17 protein-coding genes are annotated in these 19,058 nt (G+C 73.3%); 7 read left to right on the top strand and 10 right to left on the bottom strand.

What is annotated here, in order from left to right; all coding sequences use genetic code 11:
* Positions 1 to 48: 48 nt before the first annotated feature.
* From AB9M23_RS17110 to AB9M23_RS17100, 3 genes are read right to left on the bottom strand one after another with little or no spacing between them, the layout of a single operon-like run.
* A complete protein-coding gene (locus AB9M23_RS17110; RefSeq protein WP_372425788.1) occupies positions 49 to 573 on the bottom strand; it encodes a dihydrofolate reductase in 525 nt (174 codons plus the stop codon).
* Complete coding sequence (locus AB9M23_RS17105) at positions 570 to 1,070, bottom strand: GNAT family N-acetyltransferase (protein WP_372425787.1); 501 nt, start codon at positions 1,068 to 1,070, stop codon at positions 570 to 572. The genes AB9M23_RS17110 and AB9M23_RS17105 overlap by 4 nt, the downstream gene beginning before the upstream one ends.
* The gene (locus tag AB9M23_RS17100) at positions 1,067 to 1,714 is read right to left on the bottom strand and encodes an NAD(P)-dependent oxidoreductase (protein WP_372425786.1); all 648 of its coding nucleotides are present in this window, start codon (positions 1,712 to 1,714) and stop codon (positions 1,067 to 1,069) included. The genes AB9M23_RS17105 and AB9M23_RS17100 overlap by 4 nt, the downstream gene beginning before the upstream one ends.
* 213 nt (positions 1,715 to 1,927) lie before the next feature.
* Between AB9M23_RS17100 and AB9M23_RS17095 the strand changes: the two genes are divergently transcribed.
* Entirely contained in the window at positions 1,928 to 3,457 is a 1,530-nt protein-coding gene (locus tag AB9M23_RS17095; RefSeq protein WP_372425785.1) for an FAD-dependent oxidoreductase, read from the top strand.
* Positions 3,458 to 3,477: 20 nt separating this feature from the next.
* Here AB9M23_RS17095 and AB9M23_RS17090 read toward each other — a convergent pair whose 3' ends face one another.
* The 3 genes from AB9M23_RS17090 to AB9M23_RS17080 all read right to left on the bottom strand — a co-directional run bounded on the left by AB9M23_RS17090 (position 3,478) and on the right by AB9M23_RS17080 (position 6,694).
* Positions 3,478 to 4,422: a DUF6456 domain-containing protein gene (locus tag AB9M23_RS17090; protein WP_372425784.1), complete on the bottom strand. Its 945-nt coding sequence runs from the start codon at positions 4,420 to 4,422 to the stop codon at positions 3,478 to 3,480.
* Between the two features lie 221 nt (positions 4,423 to 4,643).
* Positions 4,644 to 5,072, bottom strand: coding sequence for a Ros/MucR family transcriptional regulator (locus AB9M23_RS17085; protein WP_372425783.1), 429 nt, complete (start codon positions 5,070 to 5,072; stop codon positions 4,644 to 4,646).
* Between the two features lie 311 nt (positions 5,073 to 5,383).
* Positions 5,384 to 6,694, bottom strand: a complete 1,311-nt coding sequence (locus tag AB9M23_RS17080; protein WP_372425782.1) for a Coenzyme F420 hydrogenase/dehydrogenase, beta subunit C-terminal domain — start codon at positions 6,692 to 6,694, stop codon at positions 5,384 to 5,386.
* A gap of 481 nt (positions 6,695 to 7,175) precedes the next feature.
* Here AB9M23_RS17080 and AB9M23_RS17075 point away from each other — a divergent pair, with 481 nt between their 5' ends.
* The 6 genes from AB9M23_RS17075 to AB9M23_RS17050 all read left to right on the top strand — a co-directional run bounded on the left by AB9M23_RS17075 (position 7,176) and on the right by AB9M23_RS17050 (position 13,530).
* On the top strand, positions 7,176 to 7,880 hold the full coding sequence (locus AB9M23_RS17075) for a Crp/Fnr family transcriptional regulator (protein ID WP_372425781.1): 705 nt from the start codon (positions 7,176 to 7,178) through the stop codon (positions 7,878 to 7,880).
* 252 nt (positions 7,881 to 8,132) lie between these two features.
* Positions 8,133 to 8,567 (top strand): BLUF domain-containing protein, encoded by a 435-nt coding sequence (locus AB9M23_RS17070; protein WP_372425780.1) that lies wholly within the window; start codon positions 8,133 to 8,135, stop codon positions 8,565 to 8,567.
* A 366-nt stretch (positions 8,568 to 8,933) separates the two neighbouring features.
* Positions 8,934 to 9,134, top strand: a complete 201-nt coding sequence (locus AB9M23_RS17065) for a YgaP family membrane protein (protein WP_372425779.1) — start codon at positions 8,934 to 8,936, stop codon at positions 9,132 to 9,134.
* A 171-nt stretch (positions 9,135 to 9,305) separates the two neighbouring features.
* The gene (locus AB9M23_RS17060) at positions 9,306 to 11,648 is read left to right on the top strand and encodes a TIGR01459 family HAD-type hydrolase (protein ID WP_372425778.1); all 2,343 of its coding nucleotides are present in this window, start codon (positions 9,306 to 9,308) and stop codon (positions 11,646 to 11,648) included.
* Entirely contained in the window at positions 11,642 to 12,784 is a 1,143-nt protein-coding gene (locus AB9M23_RS17055) for a saccharopine dehydrogenase NADP-binding domain-containing protein (RefSeq protein ID WP_372425777.1), read from the top strand. The genes AB9M23_RS17060 and AB9M23_RS17055 overlap by 7 nt, the downstream gene beginning before the upstream one ends.
* Positions 12,781 to 13,530, top strand: coding sequence for a class I SAM-dependent methyltransferase (locus AB9M23_RS17050; RefSeq protein ID WP_372425776.1), 750 nt, complete (start codon positions 12,781 to 12,783; stop codon positions 13,528 to 13,530). The genes AB9M23_RS17055 and AB9M23_RS17050 overlap by 4 nt, the downstream gene beginning before the upstream one ends.
* A 784-nt stretch (positions 13,531 to 14,314) precedes the next feature.
* Here AB9M23_RS17050 and argS read toward each other — a convergent pair.
* From argS to AB9M23_RS17030, 4 genes are all read right to left on the bottom strand, one after another.
* Positions 14,315 to 15,970, bottom strand: coding sequence for an arginine--tRNA ligase domain-containing protein (gene argS / locus AB9M23_RS17045; protein WP_372425775.1), 1,656 nt, complete (start codon positions 15,968 to 15,970; stop codon positions 14,315 to 14,317).
* 46 nt (positions 15,971 to 16,016) lie between these two features.
* Positions 16,017 to 16,913: a nucleotidyltransferase domain-containing protein gene (locus AB9M23_RS17040; protein WP_372425774.1), complete on the bottom strand. Its 897-nt coding sequence runs from the start codon at positions 16,911 to 16,913 to the stop codon at positions 16,017 to 16,019.
* Positions 16,914 to 17,025: 112 nt separating this feature from the next.
* Positions 17,026 to 18,300: a transglutaminase domain-containing protein gene (locus AB9M23_RS17035; protein ID WP_372425773.1), complete on the bottom strand. Its 1,275-nt coding sequence runs from the start codon at positions 18,298 to 18,300 to the stop codon at positions 17,026 to 17,028.
* Positions 18,297 to 18,788 (bottom strand): ArsR/SmtB family transcription factor, encoded by a 492-nt coding sequence (locus AB9M23_RS17030; protein WP_372425772.1) that lies wholly within the window; start codon positions 18,786 to 18,788, stop codon positions 18,297 to 18,299. The genes AB9M23_RS17035 and AB9M23_RS17030 overlap by 4 nt, the downstream gene beginning before the upstream one ends.
* Positions 18,789 to 19,058: the final 270 nt, after the last annotated feature.

Here is a 19,058-nt window from a genome sequence, read left to right as displayed (position 1 = left end):
ACGCCAAGCCTCGTACCCCGCCTCACGTGGGTTCTCGCGGCCGCGAAGTCAACCGGAAACGAGCGCCGCACGGCGTTCTAAATCAATGAAAGCGAAGGCATGTTCGTCCTCCGGGCCGGCGGGGTGGGCCTCGTGTCGCACCTCCCGGAAGGCCTCGGCGTCGTATCCGGGGAAGACGGCGTCGCCCTCGGGCTCCGCCTCGACCCGCGTCAGATACAATTTCGTCGCGTAGGGCAGCGCGAGCGCGTAGACCTCGGCGCCGCCGGCGACCACGATCTCGCTCGCGCCCACGCGCGAGGCGATCGTGTCGGCCATGGCCATCGCCGTGTCGAAGCTCTGCGCCGTGTGCACGCCGGGATGGGCGAAGCCGCGGTCGCGGGTGAGCACCACCGTCTCGCGGCCCGGCAGCGGCTCGCCGATCGACAAGAAGGTCTTGCGGCCCATGATCAGCGGCTTGCCCATGGTGAGCGCGCGGAAGCGCCGCAGGTCGCTGCGCAGGCGCCAGGCGAGCTGGTTCTCCCGGCCGATCACGCCGTTGCGTGCGACGGCGGCGACGAGGACGATCGGCCTCACGACGCCGCCTCCCCCGACGTGACGCGCGCCAGCGCCTCGAGCGCGTCGCCCGTCACCCGCATCACGGTCCATTCGTCCATCGGCACCGCGCCGAGCGACCGGTAGAAGGCGATCGACGGGGCGTTCCAGTCGAGCACCCACCATTCGAGCCGCGTCAAGCCCTCCGCGCGGCAGCGGGCGGCGAGGCGCGCGAGCAGCGCCTTGCCGATGCCGCGCCCGCGGGCGCTCTCGCGCACGAAGAGGTCCTCGAGGTAGATCCCGTGGCGGCCGCGGAAGGTGGAGAAGTTGTAGAACCACAGCGCGAAGCCGACGGGCTCCCCGTCCCATTCCGCGATGTCGCAGAACACGCGCGGGCGCTCGCCGAACAGGGCGTCGTCGAGCATGGCCTCGGTGGCGTCCATCTCGTGCTCCAGCCGCTCGTAGAGCGCGAGTTCGCGGACGAAGGCGTGGACGAGCCGCGCCTCCCCCGGGCGCGCGGGCCGGATGGCGAGACTCATGCCGCGTCGCCTCCGACGATCGCCACCGCGCGGCGCGACCAGCGGTGCTCCGTGAGGGCCTTCAGGAGGCAGTCGGCGCAATCGGCACGGCTCACCGTGCCGCCACGCAGCTCGGCGAGGTCCTCGATCACGCGATACGTGCCCGTGTAGGGTCCGTGCGTGAGCACGACCGGGCGGATGATCGTCCAGTCCCGGTCGCCCGCGCGCAGCATTTCCTCCTGGCGGGTCTTGTCCGCGTAGATCGCGCCGAGCGCCAGCGGCATCGCGACCTTGTCGTAGAGGAGACCGCCCCGCCCGCGGCTGTCCCCCGAGCCGACGCCGGTGATCACGCCGATGCGCATCACGCCCGTGGCGCGCATGGCGTCGAGCAGCCGCCGCGTCGTCCGCGAGAAGATGTCGACCGGCTTTCCCACGTCCGGCCCGTAGCTGCCGGCGCCCAGGCAATACGCGACCGCGTCCGCCCGCTCGAGCGCCTCCTCGGCCACCCCGTCGTCGAGGATCGAGCCGCGCACGTGCGTGAGGTTCGCGCTCGCGGCGGGGCCGAGCGAGCGCCCGACCGCCACCACGTGGTGCCCCGCGGCGCGGGCCTGCTCCGAGAGCGCCTTGCCGATGCCCCGCGTCGCGCCGATGATCGCCAGTCGCATGATCCTCCTGCGGCGGGCGACCCCGCCGATGTCTCGCGGAAGCGCCCCCGAGTCGACGCCCCGCCATGATGCCGGAACGCTACGCCGGGCGCACCGGCGTCGCAAGCGCGGCACGGTCGACGCGGCTCCTTTCCGCCGCCCGGCGCGTTGAGACGGGGACGCTCCCCCGCCCGGGCTCCGCGCCCGGGCCCTCGAAGCAGCAGGAGAAGACGCATGACGGACAGCCACGGCACCCGACCGCGCGCGGTCGACCTCGAGGCCGGCGTGCCGCTCGCCGACATTCCCGACGGCGCCGCACTCGTCGGCGAGGTCCGGGGCGAGCGCGTGCTGCTGGCGCGGCGCGGATCCGAGTTCCTCGCCGTCGGGGCGCGCTGCACGCATCTCGGCGGTCCCCTCGGCGAGGGGCTCGTCGTGGACGACACGGTGCGATGTCCCTGGCACCACGCCTGCTTTTCGCTGCGCACCGGACGCGCCCTCGAGGCGCCCGCCTTCGACGCGTTGCCACGCTTCGAGACGCGGATCGAGGCGCAACGCGTCCTCGTCGGCGCGCGGATCGCGCCCGACCCCGGCAAGGGGCTCGCCACCGACCCCGCGGACGGCACCGCCGCCGAGCGGATCGTCATCGTCGGCGGCGGCGCGGCCGGGTTCGCCGCCGCGGATCTGCTGCGCCGCGAGGGCTTTCGGGGGAGCGTGACGATGCTCTGCGACGATGCCCACCCTCCCTACGATCGCACCATGCTTTCCAAGGCCTTCCTGCAGGGTGCGAAGAACGAGGACGAGCTCGGCATCTCCGGTGAGGACGGGCTCGACGGCGTTGCCGTACGCCTCTCGACGCGGGTCGCTTCGATCGACCGCGACGCACGGGAGGTGCGCCTCGCCGACGGCGGCGCGGTGCCCTACGACAAGCTGCTGCTGGCCACCGGCGGCGAGCCGACGGTGCCGGACATGCCCGGCGCGGACCACGAGGCGGTGCGGGTGCTGCGCTCCCTCGACGACGCGCGCGCCATCGTCGCGCGGCTTCGCGACGGCGCGCGCGTCGTGGTGACGGGGGCGAGCTTCATCGGCATGGAAGCGGCGGCGGCGTTGGCGACGCGCGGCTGCGCCGTCACGGTGGTGGCGCCGCAGGAGAAGCCGATGGCGTCGGTGTTCGGCGAGGCCTTCTCCGACATGCTGCGCGCGCTCCACGAGGAGAACGGCGTCGCCTTCCGGCTCGGGCGCACGCTCGCGGCCTTCGCGGACGGCGAGGCCGTGCTCGACGACGGGACGCGGCTGCCGGCCGATCTCGTCCTCGTGGGGATCGGCGTCTCCCCGCGGACCGGCCTCGCCGAGGACGCCGGCCTCGAGGTCGCCGACGGCGTGCGGGTCGACGCGGCGATGTGCACGAGCGACCCCTCGATCTGGGCCGCGGGCGACATCGCCCGCTTCCCCGATCCCCAGGGCGCCGCGCCGATCCGCGTCGAGCACTGGGTCGTCGCCCAGCGACAGGGCCGGACGGCGGCGCTCGCCATGATGGGCCGCGTCGCCGCCTACGACGACCCGCCCTTCTTCTGGACGAAGCAGTACGACCTCTCCGTGCGCTACGTCGGCCACGCCGGCGCCCCCGACGAGGTCCGCGTCGAGGGAGACCCCGCGGCGCGGGACGCCACGGCGCGCCTCGTCGAGGACGGCGAGGTGCGCGCCGTCGCCACCGCGGGCCGCGACGCGGACGCGCTCGAGGCGAACGAGGCGTTCCGCCGCGGCTGATCCCGGGCCCGCGAGGCCGCTCACGCCCGCCACACGCCGATGCCGGCGGCGCGCGCCGGCCCGCGGGCCTCCGCCGCGAGCCCGTAGTGCCGCGCCAGGCGATCGAGCGCGCGGGCGACGAGCATCTTCGCGGAGCGCGCGGGCCAGCCGCGCTCGCGCTCGATCGTCGCGAGCCCCTTGAGGAACCCGCACACGTCGACGAGCAGGTCGAGGTCCTCGCCCCCGAGCGCGTCCGCGGCCCCGGCGAGGCGCTGGCGGGCGGCGACGAGGGCCTCCGTCATCGTCTGGCGCTCGCCGGGCGCGCGCCCCCTGCCCGAACCGCCGCCGCCGAAGCGCGACCAGTCCACCGTCACGCCCGGCATGATGCCGGCCATGGTGATGTCGCGCCGCAGCCGCTCCCCGGCCTCCACCGCCTGCGGCGAGAGGAAGGGCGTGCCGTCGCGGTTGCGACGGCTCGCCAGCCAGGCGAGCGGGCTCTCGGCATTGTTGATCGCGACGCGCCGGGGCGTGCCGTCCGAGGGATCGGGCCGCGCGGCGACCGCGCCGGCGCGATGCTGCGCGGCGAACGGCTGGGCCGGATCCGCCTCGCGCCGCAGCCGGGCGCGGCCGGCCTCCGTCGCCTGGAGCCGATGCGCCCGGCCGGCACGCGACCAGCGCGCGAGGTCGGCGGCGACGAGGCGATCGGCGTCGGCGCGCGCGAACGCGCCGGCGCTCAGAGACACACCACGCCGATCGGCGGCGCCGCGCACCAGGACGCGGGCCCCGTCGATCGGGTCGGGAAGGCCGCTCGCCTCCGGCGCGGCGAGGGCCTCGAGCAACCGAACCGCCCCGCGCGCGAGCCGCGTCGATCCCGCCCCCGCCTCCCGCTGCGCCGCGGTCGCGCGCGCCCGGCGCGCCGTGGACGATCCGGACGCGCCGGGCTCCGTCTTGTTCGTGTTTCGTTCCATCACAGATCGCCGATCCATCGGTCACCGCTCCTCGCTCTCGCAGCGAGCCAAGGGTGCATTTTTCGGTGGAGATGTCAACGAGGTTGCTGGAACGAGAAGGGAACAAAATTCACGATCACCCGACTCGAGATCGCGCGCCGCGCGGCGATGGCGCGCTCGCGCTCGCGGTGGCGGGACGTCGGGGATCCCCGCGGCACGCCCCCAGCGGCACGCCCCCCGCGCCACCCCCCCCGCGCCCCTCAGCGCGGCGGCGGACGCCGGCGACGGCGCTGCTGGCCGAGCCCCATCTCCTTGGCGAGATCGGAGCGCGCGCGGGCGTAGTTCGGTGCCACCATCGGATAATCGTCCGGCAGCCCCCACTTCTCGCGGTACTCGTCCGGCGTCAGGCCGTAGCGGGTGCGCAGGTGCCGCTTGAGCGACTTGAACGTCTTGCCGTCCTCGAGGCAGACGATGAAGTCCGGCGTCACCGACCGGCGGATCGGGACCGCGGGCCTGAGCGGCTCGCCGCGCGCGGCCTCGCGCGGGCGTCCGAGCCCGGCCACGGCGGCGTGCACCTGCTCGATGAGGCCCGGCAGATCGTGTGCCGGGAGGGAATTGTTGGCCACGTAGGACGCCACCACCTCGGCCGTCACCGCCACGTAGTCGACGGTCGTGCTGTCTTCGCTCATGTCCGCACCGCTCCTGAACCCCGACGTCGCGCCACCGCCGCTCGGCCTCGGGGCCATCGACGAACAGGCGTATCGCCCCCGAGTTGCGGCCGCCTCGTTCGAGTCGCACCGGCAACCTTTCTTGACTCAATCGATATTGCATCGCTTTCGATTGAGCAACCGGACGTCCGAGCATTCTCTCGACGCGCTCTAGACGGGAAGAAAGCTGCCGCTACCGGCGCTCCTCTGGGCGGATGCGCGGGCCCCGGACGGCGACGGATTCCACTTTCGGATGCTCGAAAGTACCTTGTCAAACAAGCACGACGTGCACCTTACCCGCGGGCGTCGTCGCGGACGCGGTCCCCCACGCAGGCCTGCGCATCCTCCGGAGCGCCCTCCCGCGCCCCCTCGCCGGGCTCCGGCGCGAGGCCGTAGGGCGCGACGAGGCGCCAGACGTGAGCCGGGATCATCGTGCGCATGCGCCGCGGGCGGGCGCGGCGCAGGTGGAGGACGGTCTCGGCAGCCTTCATCTCGACGCGGGCACGGGCGAACTCCAGGCCGCGCGGCCCGATGCGCGGCTGCAGCCAGGCCACGATCGGGCGCGCCCAATCCGGCATGGCGCGCAGCGGCAGACCGCCCGCGGCGCGCGCGACGTTGGCGACGAAGCCCTTCACCGCACCCGCGCGCGCGCCCTTCGTGCCGCAGGCCTCGAGCACGACCTCCTCGCCGAGCAGCGCGACCAGTTCCTCTCCACGCACGTTGCGGACGATCAGCCATTGCCGCCCCTCGCCGCCCATGTACCCGACGGTGAGGTCCGCGAGCACGTTCGTGTAGTCGACGCAGGTGCGGCAGGTGAGCGGGAAGAAGTCCGCCGGCAGCTTGGAGATCGGCAGCTTCAGGAACGGCACCGTGCGCACGCGCCCGTCGTCGTGACGGATCTCGACGCGGTAGTCCGCCCGGAACTCGAGATAAGAGATGGTCTGCGGCGCCTCGTCGAGGAGCGCGAGGAACTCGTGGAAGCGCTCGGTCGTGGTGTTGTCCGAGCAGGGCGTGCCGACGACGAAGATCCGCTCGAACCCGAGCTCGGCCTCGAGCGCGCGCAGGGCGTAGACCTGGCATGGGATGCCGATCACGGCGAGGCGCGAGATGCCGCGCTCCCGCGCCGGCTCGAGCAGCGAGAGCAGCGGCGCGTAGCCCATGCGCATGCCGCGGCAGCCCGCGAGATCGGCGGCGTTCGTGACGAGCACCGGCACCGGGCGCCAGCGGTCGTCGGGATCCGGCGCCATGGTGAGGACGGCCTCGACCGCGCCGGTCTCGAGCAGACGCTCGGCGATGCGGGTCGTGATCCCGGTCCACTGAGCGCCGTCGCGCGGCGCGCGCAGGGCGGCGCGCAGCATGCGGCGGAAGGGGCCGAAATGCAGTTCGTCCGGGCGCCCGGGGTCGCGGGCACGCCCGTGCACGCGCGCCTCCAGCCGCTCGTAGTCGGGGGCGATGAACTGGCAGGCACGCCCGCACCGCTTCGGGTCCGAGCTTCGCGAGATCCCGCAATCGGTGCACAGGTCGCGCCGCGGCGGCCCGCCCGCGTCCGCGCACGGCGGCCGCGCCGCCGGACGTCCCGCCGCGCCCGTGCCGCCGTCGTCCAAGGCCGCTCCTCCCCTGCCGTGCGTGGTGCCGTACCGTGCGTGCCGTGCCTTGCGTGCCGTGCCTTGCGTGCCGAGCAAGGAACGACGAGCCTCTCCGGCCCATCGCGTCGACGATTCGCAGGTTAGCGACGTCCGTCGGCGGCGTCGGCTCCGCAGGATTGCGGATGAGCATTATATTTAGCCGGCTCTACACGTGGCTCCTGGTTTAAATCTGCGATTGGTTGCAGCGTCTCGAACGCCGCTCTACGGTGTCGAGGATTCGACCGTCCTTCGCGCCCACCGGCAAGCGTGCTCCTATGTTGGGAACCCGACGCGAAACCGCGCGGAATCACGCACCCTGCCTTACCTTGAGTAAGTCGCGTAGAACGCCGAACCGATTTGCGTCGCGCCGAGCTAACGTCTATCACGGCACGACACAACGGCTCGAAAACGAGTGAAGGCGGGAGCGGACATGGCGCGGAGAACTTACAAGAATCGTTGCTTGGCTTTCCTTCCGGACGCCGACCTCCAGCGCCTCGAGCGCCGCCTCACACCCGTCTCGTTCGAGATCGGCGACGTCCTCATGGAGGTGGACGCACCAATTTCCCGGATCGTTTTCCTAGAATCAGGATTGGTGTCTTACGTCACCGTGATGGAGGACGGCGCCTCGATCGAGAGCCTCACCATCGGTCCGGACAGCGCGGTGGGCCTCATGGGCGGGGTCGGTGCGCCGCGCTCGCTGCGCCAGGCGATCATGCACGTCGAGGGCGACGGCTTCGCCATCCCGACATCGGACCTGCTCGCCGCCTGCGAGGAGAGCGCCGCGATCCGCGACATGGCGGTGCGGGCGAACATGGTGACCACGAGCAAGCTCCTCCAGAGCGTCGCCTGCAACGCCAAGCACGGCCTCGAGCAGCGCTTCGCCCGCCGGCTCCTCGCCTGCTCGGATGCGAGCAGCGCGAAGCGTTTCGCGCTGACGCAGGAGCAGATCGCCGACACGCTGGGCGTTCGCCGGACCAGTGTGACCGCGGCCGCGCGCACGCTCAAGAACGAGGGCCTGATCGCCTATCGTCACGGGCGCATCTGGGTGGAGGACGCCGCCGGCCTCGAGGCGCGTGCCTGCGAGTGCCGCGCCGCGATCCGTGCGGAACTCGACACGCTCCTGCCCCGGCGCGAGTCCTCGGAGAGCCGCGCCAAGGCGGGATGATCGGGCGTTAAGCGGCGCTTAGGAGGGCGGCCGTTACAACGGCTCTACCTTCCGCAGGGTAATTCAAATAGATGAATACCGAGCACCGCACTCCGCCGCCCCGTCATGCGCAGTCCGCGCGTGTTCGGAAGGCCGGGCCGGCGCGCTCGCACCCTCACGACGATCTTCGTCGAAGGATGACGGACTTGCTCTTCGGTTGCCGAATGCCGCCGCCTCCGGCCCGGCGAACGTCGTTCCCCTGACGGCGCGCTCATGATCGAGAGCGGCCTCACGCGTCTTCTCTATCACAGCCGCATGGCGGCCGGCGTCGATGCGGATGCGCGCGCGCGCCTCGTGGCGACGAGCCGACGCCACAACGAGGCGCGCGGCCTGCGCGGCGGGCTCGTGCTCTACCGCGGTGTCTTCATGCAGGCGCTCGAAGGCGAATCCGAGGCGGTGGGGGAGCTCCTTCGCCGCCTGCTCGTCGATCCGCGCCACCACGCGGTGACCCTCGTCGCATTGGGTCCCGTCGAGGCCCACGCGCTGCCGCCGGTGCGCCTCGCCATGCTCGAGGACGAGGACGAGATCGAGGAGCTTCTCGCCCGCCGCACCACCCGCCCGCCCTTCGACCCGGGCACGCTCGACGCGGCCGCGATGACGGCGCTCGTGCGCGACGCCTGCCTCGCGAGGACGTTCTTCCTCGACTGACCCCGGCCGGCGGCTCCTGGCGCTGCACGCGGCGCGCACCATATCTCGGATATCGATCTCCAGAGGATCGAGACCCCGACTCGACGGCGCGGCCTCGCGAGAGGTCGCGCCGCTTTTTCTTCGGCGGGCCCCGGTCGGGCGTGCGGCGGCTCGCGCGCTCACGGCGGCCGCGCGTGCGCGCGTGTTCCCGGGCGGTCCGCGACACGCCTGCCGCCGAGCATGGGCGCGCCGAAGCGGAGAAAGCCGAGGAGCCGCGTCGGCGCCGCCGCCGGCTCGCGCCGCATCGGGGATCGCACGGAGCCTCGCGGGGCTTGCAGTCCCCATAAGTTAGTCTATACTAATTTTCTCATCTATGGGAGACCCGCCATGACCCTCGACCGCGCCGTCCTCGCCTTCGCCGGCTTCCTGATCCTCGTCTCGCTCGTGCTCACAGCGACGGTGTCGCCGCACTTCGTCTGGCTCACGGCCTTCGTCGGCGCGAACCTGATCCAGTCGGCCTTCACCGGCTTCTGCCCGGCGGCCATCGTCATGCGTCGCCTCGGGATGCGCCCCGGGCCGGCGTTCTGATCTTCGGCCGGCGCCGGCGACCGCCTGCTCGCGCATCGTCCGCGTCGGTCGCGTCGGCACACGCGGGAGTGGAACAGCGTTTTTCGAGCGTTGCATTTTCCACTTGTGTATTTCGTGTTTCTCCGTTGTTATGGGTGCCGTCCCAGCGGCTCTGTTCAGCGGAGGCGATCCATGGCAGAGCAACGGGTCGAGGCAGGACGGCTTCGAACGCCCCGCGCGAGCGAAGCGTACTTCGCGTTGCAGCGCGCGCGTCGGGCCCTGCTCGGCGACGACGACCCCGGGTCGCGTCCGCGCTCCACCATGTTCGACGCCGACGTCGTCTCCTTCGCACATGGCGAGGGCGTGCGACGCGCCTATCCGGAAGCGCTCGCTGCGATCGCACGGGCCCTGCACGACCCCGACGCGGCGCCGCTCGAGAACTACATGTTCCTGCGCCGCTTCCCCGCGCTGGAAGCGGCGATCGGCGACGAGATGGTTTCCGCCGGCGTCCCGAGAACGGCGGCGGCGAACGTCGTCGTCGACGCCGGCACCACACGCCTCATCATCGCCGCGCTGGACCTGATGACGGAGCCGGGCGACACCGTCGTCACGTTCTCCGGCTTCTATCACCCGCTCGCGGCGTGGTGCGCGTACCGCAACCTCGACTTCCGGGTGGTTCCCACCTCCGCGGAGGAGGGCCATCGCCCGAGCGCCGCGCGTCTCGAGGCGGCGCTCGCGGCGCGCCCGTGCCGGCGCCCACCGGTGCTCCTCCTGTTCAATCCGACCATGACCGGCGCCCTGTGCGGGCGCGAGGAGATCGAGGCGATCGCCGCGGTCGTGGCGCGCCGCGGGATGTGGGCCATAGAGGATGCGCTCTTCGCCAATTGCGAGTTCGACGAGTCCGCCCGCTCGGCACGGCTCGCGGCGACCGCTGCGGGAGAGCGGGTGCTGACCGTCGCCGGCGCGAGCAAGCTGCACGGGCTCGCGAACATGCGCATCGGCTGGGGCTGCGGCGCGCAGGAGCTGATCGGCCCCCTGCGCGACTTCGTCACCGCCGGCTCGGCCACGATCCCGCACCTCGCGAAGGTGGCCGCGCTCGAGGCGCTGCGGGCGCCCGCGGACTATACGCGCCGGAACGTGCAGGAGGTGCGCGAACGGCTCGACCTGATCGCCGAGACGATCGTCGATCTCGACGCGCGGCTGCGCGCGGAGACCGGGCGCAATGCGCCGCTCGTGCGCGTCGCGCACCGGCCGCAGGCGGGCCATTCGCTCCTGCTCGACTTCGGCGGCTTCGCCGAGGCGGCGCGCGCCGGCGGCCTCGCCTTCGCCGACAGCGCCGACCTGACGCGCTGGTTCCTCGACGAGAGCAAGGTCGCCTTCTCGCCCGCCCAGTCGCACGGCTTCGGCGGCTTCCACCTGCGGGTCAACGTGGCGTCGGTCGGGACCCGCCTCACCTATCCCGCCTCCGTCGCCGTCGAGGCCGCCTGGGACGGCCGATGGTCGCCGGCGCACGCGGCGGCCTACGAGGAGGGTTTCGCCGAGGGGCGAGCGATGATCGCGGAGGCCCTGACCCGACGCGTCGAGCCGGCGATGCGGCGCGCGCTCCACCGTGCGCCAGTGGCGTCGCAACGGACCGTTCGGCCGGACGGCGCGCACGTGGTGCGCGGCCTCGAGGAGGCCGTCTCGGGATGCGAGGCCGTGCTGATGGATGTCTGGGGCGTTCTCACCGACGGCACGCGCCCGTTCGAGCAGGCCGTCGCGGCGCTGGTGCGGCTCTCCGGCAGCGGGCGGCCGGTCGTCCTCGTCTCCAATACCTCCCGCCGCGGGCGCGACCTCGCCGTGACGCTGTCCGCGCTGGGGTTTCCGGACGACCTGTGGGCGAGCATCGTCACGGGCGGGGATCTCGCCTACGCCTGCGCGGGCGCGCGGCGCATCGGCGATCGCGTCTTCGGCGATCGCGTGCACGTCCTGGGCATGCAGCCCGGCGGGCATTGGGCGCGCGAGGCCGGGCTCGTCGTCGTGGACGACGTGGACGACGCCGACGTGCTCCTCGGCGTCGGGGTCCTCGAGGACGAGCGGGTTGCGGAGAGCGACCTCGCCACCCTGCGCCGGGCGGCGGCGCGCGGCCTTCCGTTCCTCGTCTCCAACGCGGATGCGCAGGTGCGCCTGGGTGATCGCCTGCACGCCGCGGTCGGGGCGCTCGCCCCGCACTACCACGTGCTCGGCGGGGAGGCGCACGTCTTCGGAAAGCCGCATCGGGCGATCTTCGCGAAGGCCGCCGCGCAGGCCGCGGCGGCGCTCGGCCGGCGTGCCCTCGATCCCGAGAAGGTCCTCGTCGTCGGGGATTCGCTCGCGACCGACGTCGCGGGAGCCGCCGCGCTCGGAGCGCGCACCCTCCTCGTCACCGCGACGGGGATCCACGGCGCCGAACTCCATCCCGAGATCGGCGGACCGGTCTGCGCCGACGCCCTCCGGCGCCTGTGCTCCCGTCACGACGTCCGCCCGGACATGGCGCTGGGAGGTCTCGCATGGTGAACCCGCCGCGCCGGAAGATCCTCGTACTGGGCGCCGGCGTCATCGGCGGCGCCGTGGCCGACCTGCTCACACGCATGGACGATCGGTTCGAGGTCGTGCTGGCGGCGCGCGACGGGGCGCGGCTGCGCGAGCGGGCGAACCTCGCGATCACGGTCGCGCTCAACCTCGGATTCGACCCGCGGCTCGAGCCGCGGGTCCTCGACGTCACCAATCTCGACGCGACGGCCGCCCTGATCGCCGAGACCGGTCCGGACCTGATCGTCAACGCCACCAGCCTGCAGACCTTCTGGGCGATCTCGATGCTGCCGAAGGAGGTGCATTCGCGCCTCGAGCGGGCGCGGATCGGGCCGTGGCTGCCCAACCACCTCGCGACTGCGCGCGCGGTGATGCGCGCGGTCGCGGCGGCTGGGACGCGCACGCCGGTGGTCAACGCCTCGTTCCCCGACGGCGTGAACCCCGCGCTCGCCACCGTCGGCCTCGCGCCGCTCGTCGGCGGCGGCAACGTCGCGAACCTCGTGCCGACGCTCCAGCGCTCCTGTGCGGCGATGCTCGGCGTCGCGCGCGAGAGCCTCGGCCTGCGCTTCGCCGCGCATCACGTGGCCTGCAACGCGATCTCGAGCGCCGGCTCGCCGGACCCCGCCCCCTATGCGCTCAGCGTCCTGCACAACGGTCGCGAGGTCTCCGGCGAGGTCGACCACGCGGCGCTGTTCGCGAGCGTCATCGGGCCGTACCGACGCGTGCGCGGAGTCACCGGGCAGATCGTAGCCGCGTCCGGTGTCGCGGCGGTGGCGGCGGCGCTCCTCGACGAGCGGGAGACGCGAGCGCTCCACGTCCCCGGTCCGCTCGGCCTCCCCGGGGGCTATCCCGCTCGGGTCGGTGCCGGCCGGGTCGTGCTCGATTGCGCCGGGGCCTTCGACGAGGAGACCGCGATCGCCGTCAATCGTGCGGGCGCGGTCGTCGAGGGCATCGAGGATATCCGCGCGGACGGGACGATCGTCTTCGCCGAACCGGAGATGGCGGTGATGACCGAGACCTTCGGCTACCATTGCCGGGAGATGCACGTCGACGAAGTCGACCTGGTGGCAGCGGATCTGCAGGCGCGCTACCGCGCGTTCGCCGCGGAGGTGGCGCGATGAGCGAGCCGGCGAGCACCGGGGCGGCGGCGGACGTCGATGCGGCGAGCGTGCCGACGCTCAACAGGCTCGGGCGCACGACGACGGCGCTCACGGAGATCAACGAGCGCTTCGTCGAGGTCGCACGCACCGCCACGCGACCGGTGCTCGACATCGGCTGCGCCATGGGCGTCGCCGCCCTGGCCGCGCTCGAGGCCGGGGCGGTCGTCCACGCCAACGACGTCGATCCGGAGCACCTGCGGATCGTGCTCGAGCGCGCGCCCGAGGCGGAGCGGGATCGGCTCGTGATCGTGGCCGGCCGCTTCCCCGACGCGCTGCCCTACGACCCCGGCACGTTCGACGCGATCCACGCCTCGAACCTCCTGAACTTCCTGACGGGGGAGGAGATCGAGCGCGGCTTCGCGGCGATCGCGTCGTGGCTCGCGCCGGGCGGCGTGTTCCTGTCGATGTCGGGCTCACCCTACGCCGGCAACATCCGCGGCTTCGTGCCCGCCTACGAGGCGGCCATCGCCGAGGGCGTACGCTGGCCCGGCGAATGCGCCGACTTGCGGGCGTATTCGGACGATCCGACGATGTCGGAACTGCCGCGATTCCTGCACCTCCTGGATCCCGACGTCCTCGTCCGGTCGGCGCGGGCCGTGGGCCTCGTCGTCGAGGAGGCGCGGTTCTTCCATCGCCGCGGCACGCCCGGCTACATCCGTCTCGACGGGCGCGAGAACGTCGTGCTCGTCGCCCGAAGACCCCTCTGACGACGAAGCGGAGGAACACGTTTGCATCTGTAGCTCAACCGGATGACGGCTGGAACGGAAAGCCTGGAAGGCGCGGCACGTGGAGCATGATTTCCCAGGGCATCGTCATGCGAAGACGGGCCGCGCGCGGAACGGGGGACCACTACGGCTCGAGAGCGCCAGCTTTGGGAGCTGGAAGGTGCGGGTTCGAATCCCGTCAGATGCGCCACACGCACGCCAGGATCGCCTCCGGCGCACGACGCCGTCGAGGCCACGAGCTATCCAACTCGGGATAGGGAAGGAGGTGATTATGCATGGCAAACGTTCCAGCTTTCGACAAGGCTCCAGCGGTTCGTGAGATCCGCGCATCGCTCGCTCGCACGAGCGCGCGTCTCTCCGTGACCGCGGCGCCAATGGCCGCCCGCGCGGTGCCAGCGGCTGGGCTTCCACTCGCGGCCCCCGCGAGTGCGGCTCCATCGCTCGGCGCTCCACGCCTCGGCGTGCCAGCGGTCGGTGCGCCACGCCTCGCGGCTCCACCGCGCATGGTGCCACTGAGCGAGCTCGACGACGTCGGTGTCCCAGCGGCCGTTCCACTCTCCGTGGATGCGGCTCCAATCGCGGACGCGGCTCCAGTCGTGTCTCGCGCGTTGGCGGGCCTCGACGCGGTTCCAGCGCGCTGAGCGCGGGAGTCGCCGAGGTCGGCCGACGGCCGAGCCTACCCCAAGTCCGATGCCCTGGACCTGATGCCCTGGACCGAAGATGCCCTGGATCGGCCGCGGAGGCTCGCCCTCCGCGGCTTTCCGCGTCACGCCTGCCAGCCGAGCGACGTCAGCCCGTCGCGCAGCAGCACCCGCAGGAGTGCGTCGCCGTCCCACGCATCCTCGCCGTCGCGCGCGAGGCGCTCGTCGGCGAGGCGCACCAGATGTCGGGCGACGAGCGCCGGTTCCGCCTTCGTCCCCGCGGTCTCGACCATGCGCGCGAGCCGCTCGCCCTGGAAGGCGAGGACGCGCGTACGCGGCGTCGGCCGCGCCTCGGCCTCGGCCGCGCGCGTCGCGGCGAGGGCGCGCGCGATGCGCAGGCCCGGATTTTCGCGCTCGTCGCACAGCGTGTCCAGCGTGACGTCGAGCGTCTCCTCCGGATCGACCACCAGCATCGGCGCGAGGACGCCGGTGCGCAGCATCGAGGCCGCCTCGTCCGGGTCACCGAAGTGGTGACGGGCGCGCAGGCGCGCGTCGAGGCGGTCGCACAGGTCGTCGAGCAGGATCGCGTTGCCCGCGCTCGACTTCATGTCCGAGCCGCCGACACGCACCATCCGGTGCGTCAGCATCCGGTAGCGTGCGGGGAAGCCGGTCTCGCGCAGGCGCTCCAGCACCTCCAGGCGGATCTCGGTGCTGGTGCGCCATTCCTGCCCCATCACGTGGAAGACCTCGTCCGTCCCGGCGAGCGCGTCGCGCAGACCGTCCCAGAGCACGAGGGCGCGCAGGTGCTCGGTCGCGAAGCCGTCCGAACGCGTCAGCGGGCAGCGCGCGTAGTCCGGTCGTCCGGTGTCGAGGACGACCGCGCCGTCCCCGTCGCGGAAGGCGAGGCCGCGCGCGACGAGGGCCTCCGCGAGGACCGACGCGCCGATGACGGCATCCGACTCGCGCACGATCCGGTCGAGCACGATACCGAGCCGGGCCAGGGTCGCGGCCTGCTCGTCGCGAACGCGCGCGATCGTCGCCCGCCAGAGCGCGACGATCTCCGGGTCGCTGGCGCGCCAGCGATCGAGGACGATGTCGGCGGCGTCGCCGTGCCGGGCGATCTCGCGGGCGATCGGTGCGTCCGCCGCGGCACCCGCCGCCACCGGCACCGCCGCCTCTCCGACATAGGCCGCGTAGAGCGCCCCGAGCCGCGGTGACAGCGGCTCGGGGGACGCGAGCACCGCCTCCGCCCCCGCCGCCCGCAGACCGGCGAGCGCCTCGGCGACGCTGCGGCCGATGTCGCACAGGACGCTCTGGGTGGTGACCTGCGCCCCGAGCGCGCGCCAGGACGCGGCCAAGGCCCCGCCGAGCGCCACGTTGCGCAGGTGCCCGACGTGCAGCGCCTTGTTGGCGTTGGGATCACAGAAATCGACGAGGATTCGGCGCCCGGCATGGCTTCCGCGTCCCGGGCCGCCCCCGCCGTGGCCCCGCGCCCGGCTTTCGACGAGCGCGGCGACGAAGGAATCCGTGAAGCGCAGCGACAGCTTCTGTTTCGCCAGCCGGACCGACTCGACGGCGGGGCAGGCCTGGAAGTCGGCGAGGAGCGCGGCGCCCACCTGCCGCTCGAGCCGCGCCTTGACGAGCACGCTCGCATCGGCAGCGCCCTCTTCGCCACGACGGAAGTCCGTCTGGAGCGCGACATCGCCGAGCCGCGACCGGACGCCGGCCTCGATGGCCTCGATGAGGGTCCCCTCCCCCGGCTCGATCCGGACCGTCGCCATCGATACACCCCCGCCCGGAGAGACATGCTCGAACGATCGCAGAATTCTACTTCGGGTGGAAGTCCCGGGACAGCGCCCCGGGCAGGCGGGTCTCGACCAGCGCCTCGATCCCGTCGGCGAGGCGGTGGGCGAGCTCCGGCCGATCGCCGGGCGAGGCCGCCAGGAACGCCTCGAGCGCCGCTTCCCAGCCGCCGGGCAACTCCAGACCCATGGCCCGAACGTGCGCCGCGAGCCGCTTCTCGCCGGGATGGAGCCTGAGATTGGCGGCGAAGAGCATGTCGAACCACGAGGCCAGGAACGCGGCGGCGCGGTGGTTGCTCGCCACCGCGTCTCCCCGGGCTCCCGCGAGCGTCAGCTGCTCCAGGAAGGAGCAGCGCGCGCCGCGCAGCATCGGCGCGTTGTGCGCGCAGATCGCCCGCGCCAGCGCCTCCGGATAGGGCGCGCACGCCCGCGCCCGGAGGTCCGCGAACCAGCCGTCGGGGTCCACCAGCGGCCGCGCGTGCGCGACGTTGTAGACGAGGCAGGTGGACCAGCCGAGGCTCGGCTCCGCCCGTTCCATCGCGGCGGCCACGCGGTCCTCGATCCAGGCGGGATCGCGGTACATGACGTCGAGGCCGATCCCCGCCCGATCGAGCCACTCGTCGCCGGGCTCGAAGTAGCGGTTGTCGATCTCCTCCGTACCCGCCACCGCGCGCTCGACCACGAGCGCGCGGCGGGCGGCGACGTCCGGGCGGGGGTCGGCGTAGACGTAGAGATCGAGATCGGAGAGCGCGTCCGCGAGCGACTCCCCCCGCCCCGACGCCCGCGAGCCGCCCAGCGCCACGGCGCGCACGCCGGGCTGGCGCGCGAGACGCTCGGCGACGGCGCGGGCGACCCCCTCGGCCTCCTCGGCGACGGCGAGGGGCCGCGGGGGCGGGTCGCGCGGCTCGGTGGGCTGGGACATGACGGGCTCCGGTTCGAGATGCGCCCTTCAGCTTGGTCGCCGTCGTCGCGCACGACAACCCCGGGGGTGGACCCGCGGGTCCGGGCGATCTCTCCGCCCGTCCCGAGGAGGCTCACGGATCCTCGCGCACACGCCCGGGATCTCGCGGTCGCGATGGTCGTCGCCGGGCCCGGAGCGCGGCCGCGACCCGCATCCACGTGGCCGACCGCAGGCGGACCAGGCGGAGCTGGCGCAGCGTCCCGATCAGGAGCAGGCCGAGCCAGAGCCAGATCGCGCCGCTCTCGAGCGGGGCCGGCGCCGGCGCGAGGTGGAGCGCCAGGGTCGCCGCCGCGGTGACCGCCATGCCCTTCGCCGGATGCAGGGCCACGAGGTCGGCCAGGGCGAGCGGATCGCGCGGCAGGCGGCGCGAGGGCCGCCGCACGGCGAAGCGCCACGGGCTCGCGCGGCGCGGCAGCGACCAGGCGCCGGCGGTCGCGGGGCGCCGGATCACGGTCCACGGCATCTGCAGGAAGGGCACGACGGGCCTGCCCCCCCAGCGTGGGGCCTCGTGCCAGAAGGTGACCCGCCCGAGACCGTCCAGCGCAGCGGTCGGCCCGCGCCCCGCTGTAGCGGCTACCCCCTCCCCATCCCCCGGCCATGGCAGGCCGGTATGGCGCGAGAGCACCAGGCGGTAGGGATCGAGCGCACCGACGTGGTCCTGCGCTCGCGTGCCGGTGTCGAGTATCGGGCCGAGATAGGCCCCCTCACGCACGAGGTTCGGGTCCACCGGCTGCCAGCCGACGCCGTCCCAGGCCTCCGCCCAGGCGTGCGGGGTGGCCATCCAGGGTGCGGTGATCAGCCCGAAGACGGGTCGTGCGGGGATCCCCAGGACGCGGCACAGGGCCACGAAGACGAAGGCGTACTCGCCGCAATCGCCCCAGCCTCGGTCCAGGGACAGCGCCGCCCCGCGTCCCTCGCGGGGGTAGCGGTAGCGCAGCGCCGCGGCCGCCGCGCGGGCGAGTTCGGCGATCCGCGCACCGGGTTCGTCCACGCCCGCCGTGCTCCGCGCGGCGAGCGTGCGCACGGCGTCGTCGGGCACGATCAGCGGCGCGGCATCGAGGTCGGCGGGACCGGGCGGCGGCAGGTCGAGATGGGCGCCCGCGACGATGCGCCGGGTCTCGATCCGCGCCGTGACGCTGGCGACGCGTCCGCGCTCCAGCCGGATCAGGCGCCGCCGGCCGTGCGCGTCCGCGATGTCGCGCCCGGGGGGCGCGTCCAGGTGCAGCACGCGCTGATACCCGTCGTCGGCGGGTAGCGGCAGCAATACGTCGAGCGCGTCGTCGGCCGCGAGACCCCACGGATCGAAGCGCAGCGTGACGGTGCAGGCGAAGCGATCCGGCGCGCTCATTCCTCGCGCCCGGTCGCCGGACCGCCCGCCGCCGCCACGGCCACGAGAAGGGGCACCACACGGTCGGGAGGCACCGCATAGCGCCCGCGGCGCTCGCTGCGCAACCAGCCGGTCGCCGTGAGTTCGCGCAGGTGATGATGCAGCTGCCCGGTCGTGCCCTCGCCGAGAGTCCGCGACAGCGTGGCCGTCTCGCACGTGCCGTCGAGAACCGCCCGCAGGAGGTGGAGCCGCACCGGATGGCCCAGCGCGGCCAGGGCGGGCGCGACGTCGGACCAGTCGGCCGCGAGCAGCCCGCGGGCGGGATGGCTCATCCGCCAGTCGACGCGCGAGGACCCCGGCAGGTCGACGCTCCCCTCGAACCGCACCGCGCCTCCCTCGGGCGACTCCTCGCGCAGAGCGGCGAGCGGCCCGTCGGATCCGCCGCGCAGGCGGGTGAAGGCGGCCTCCAGCGCGGCAACCCGCGCCGCGAGACCCTCGTCGTCCGGCATCGCTTCGACCCCGTCGATACGTTAGATCGTTCCAACGTATCAACGGCGTGCGAGCGGTGTCAACGCGCGCCTCACGGCGGAGGATCGCCGATCACGGGCCCTCGCACAGGAGCGCGGCAGGTGCGCGACAGATGCAGCGGACCCCCGGTGGTCGGTGGTCCGGCACGATCCCGCGTCGATCGTCACGCATTCCGCGGAGTCGAGATCCCGTTGCGGGGCGGATTAGCCCCGATCGGCGCGCCGCGAACGGGATCGTCGTCGATGTGAGGT

Source organism: Salinarimonas chemoclinalis, assembly GCF_041514305.1.
GTDB lineage: Bacteria > Pseudomonadota > Alphaproteobacteria > Rhizobiales > Beijerinckiaceae > Salinarimonas > Salinarimonas chemoclinalis.
Note: the sequence above shows the minus strand (reverse complement) of the source record. Positions and strands in the feature narration are given on the sequence as shown.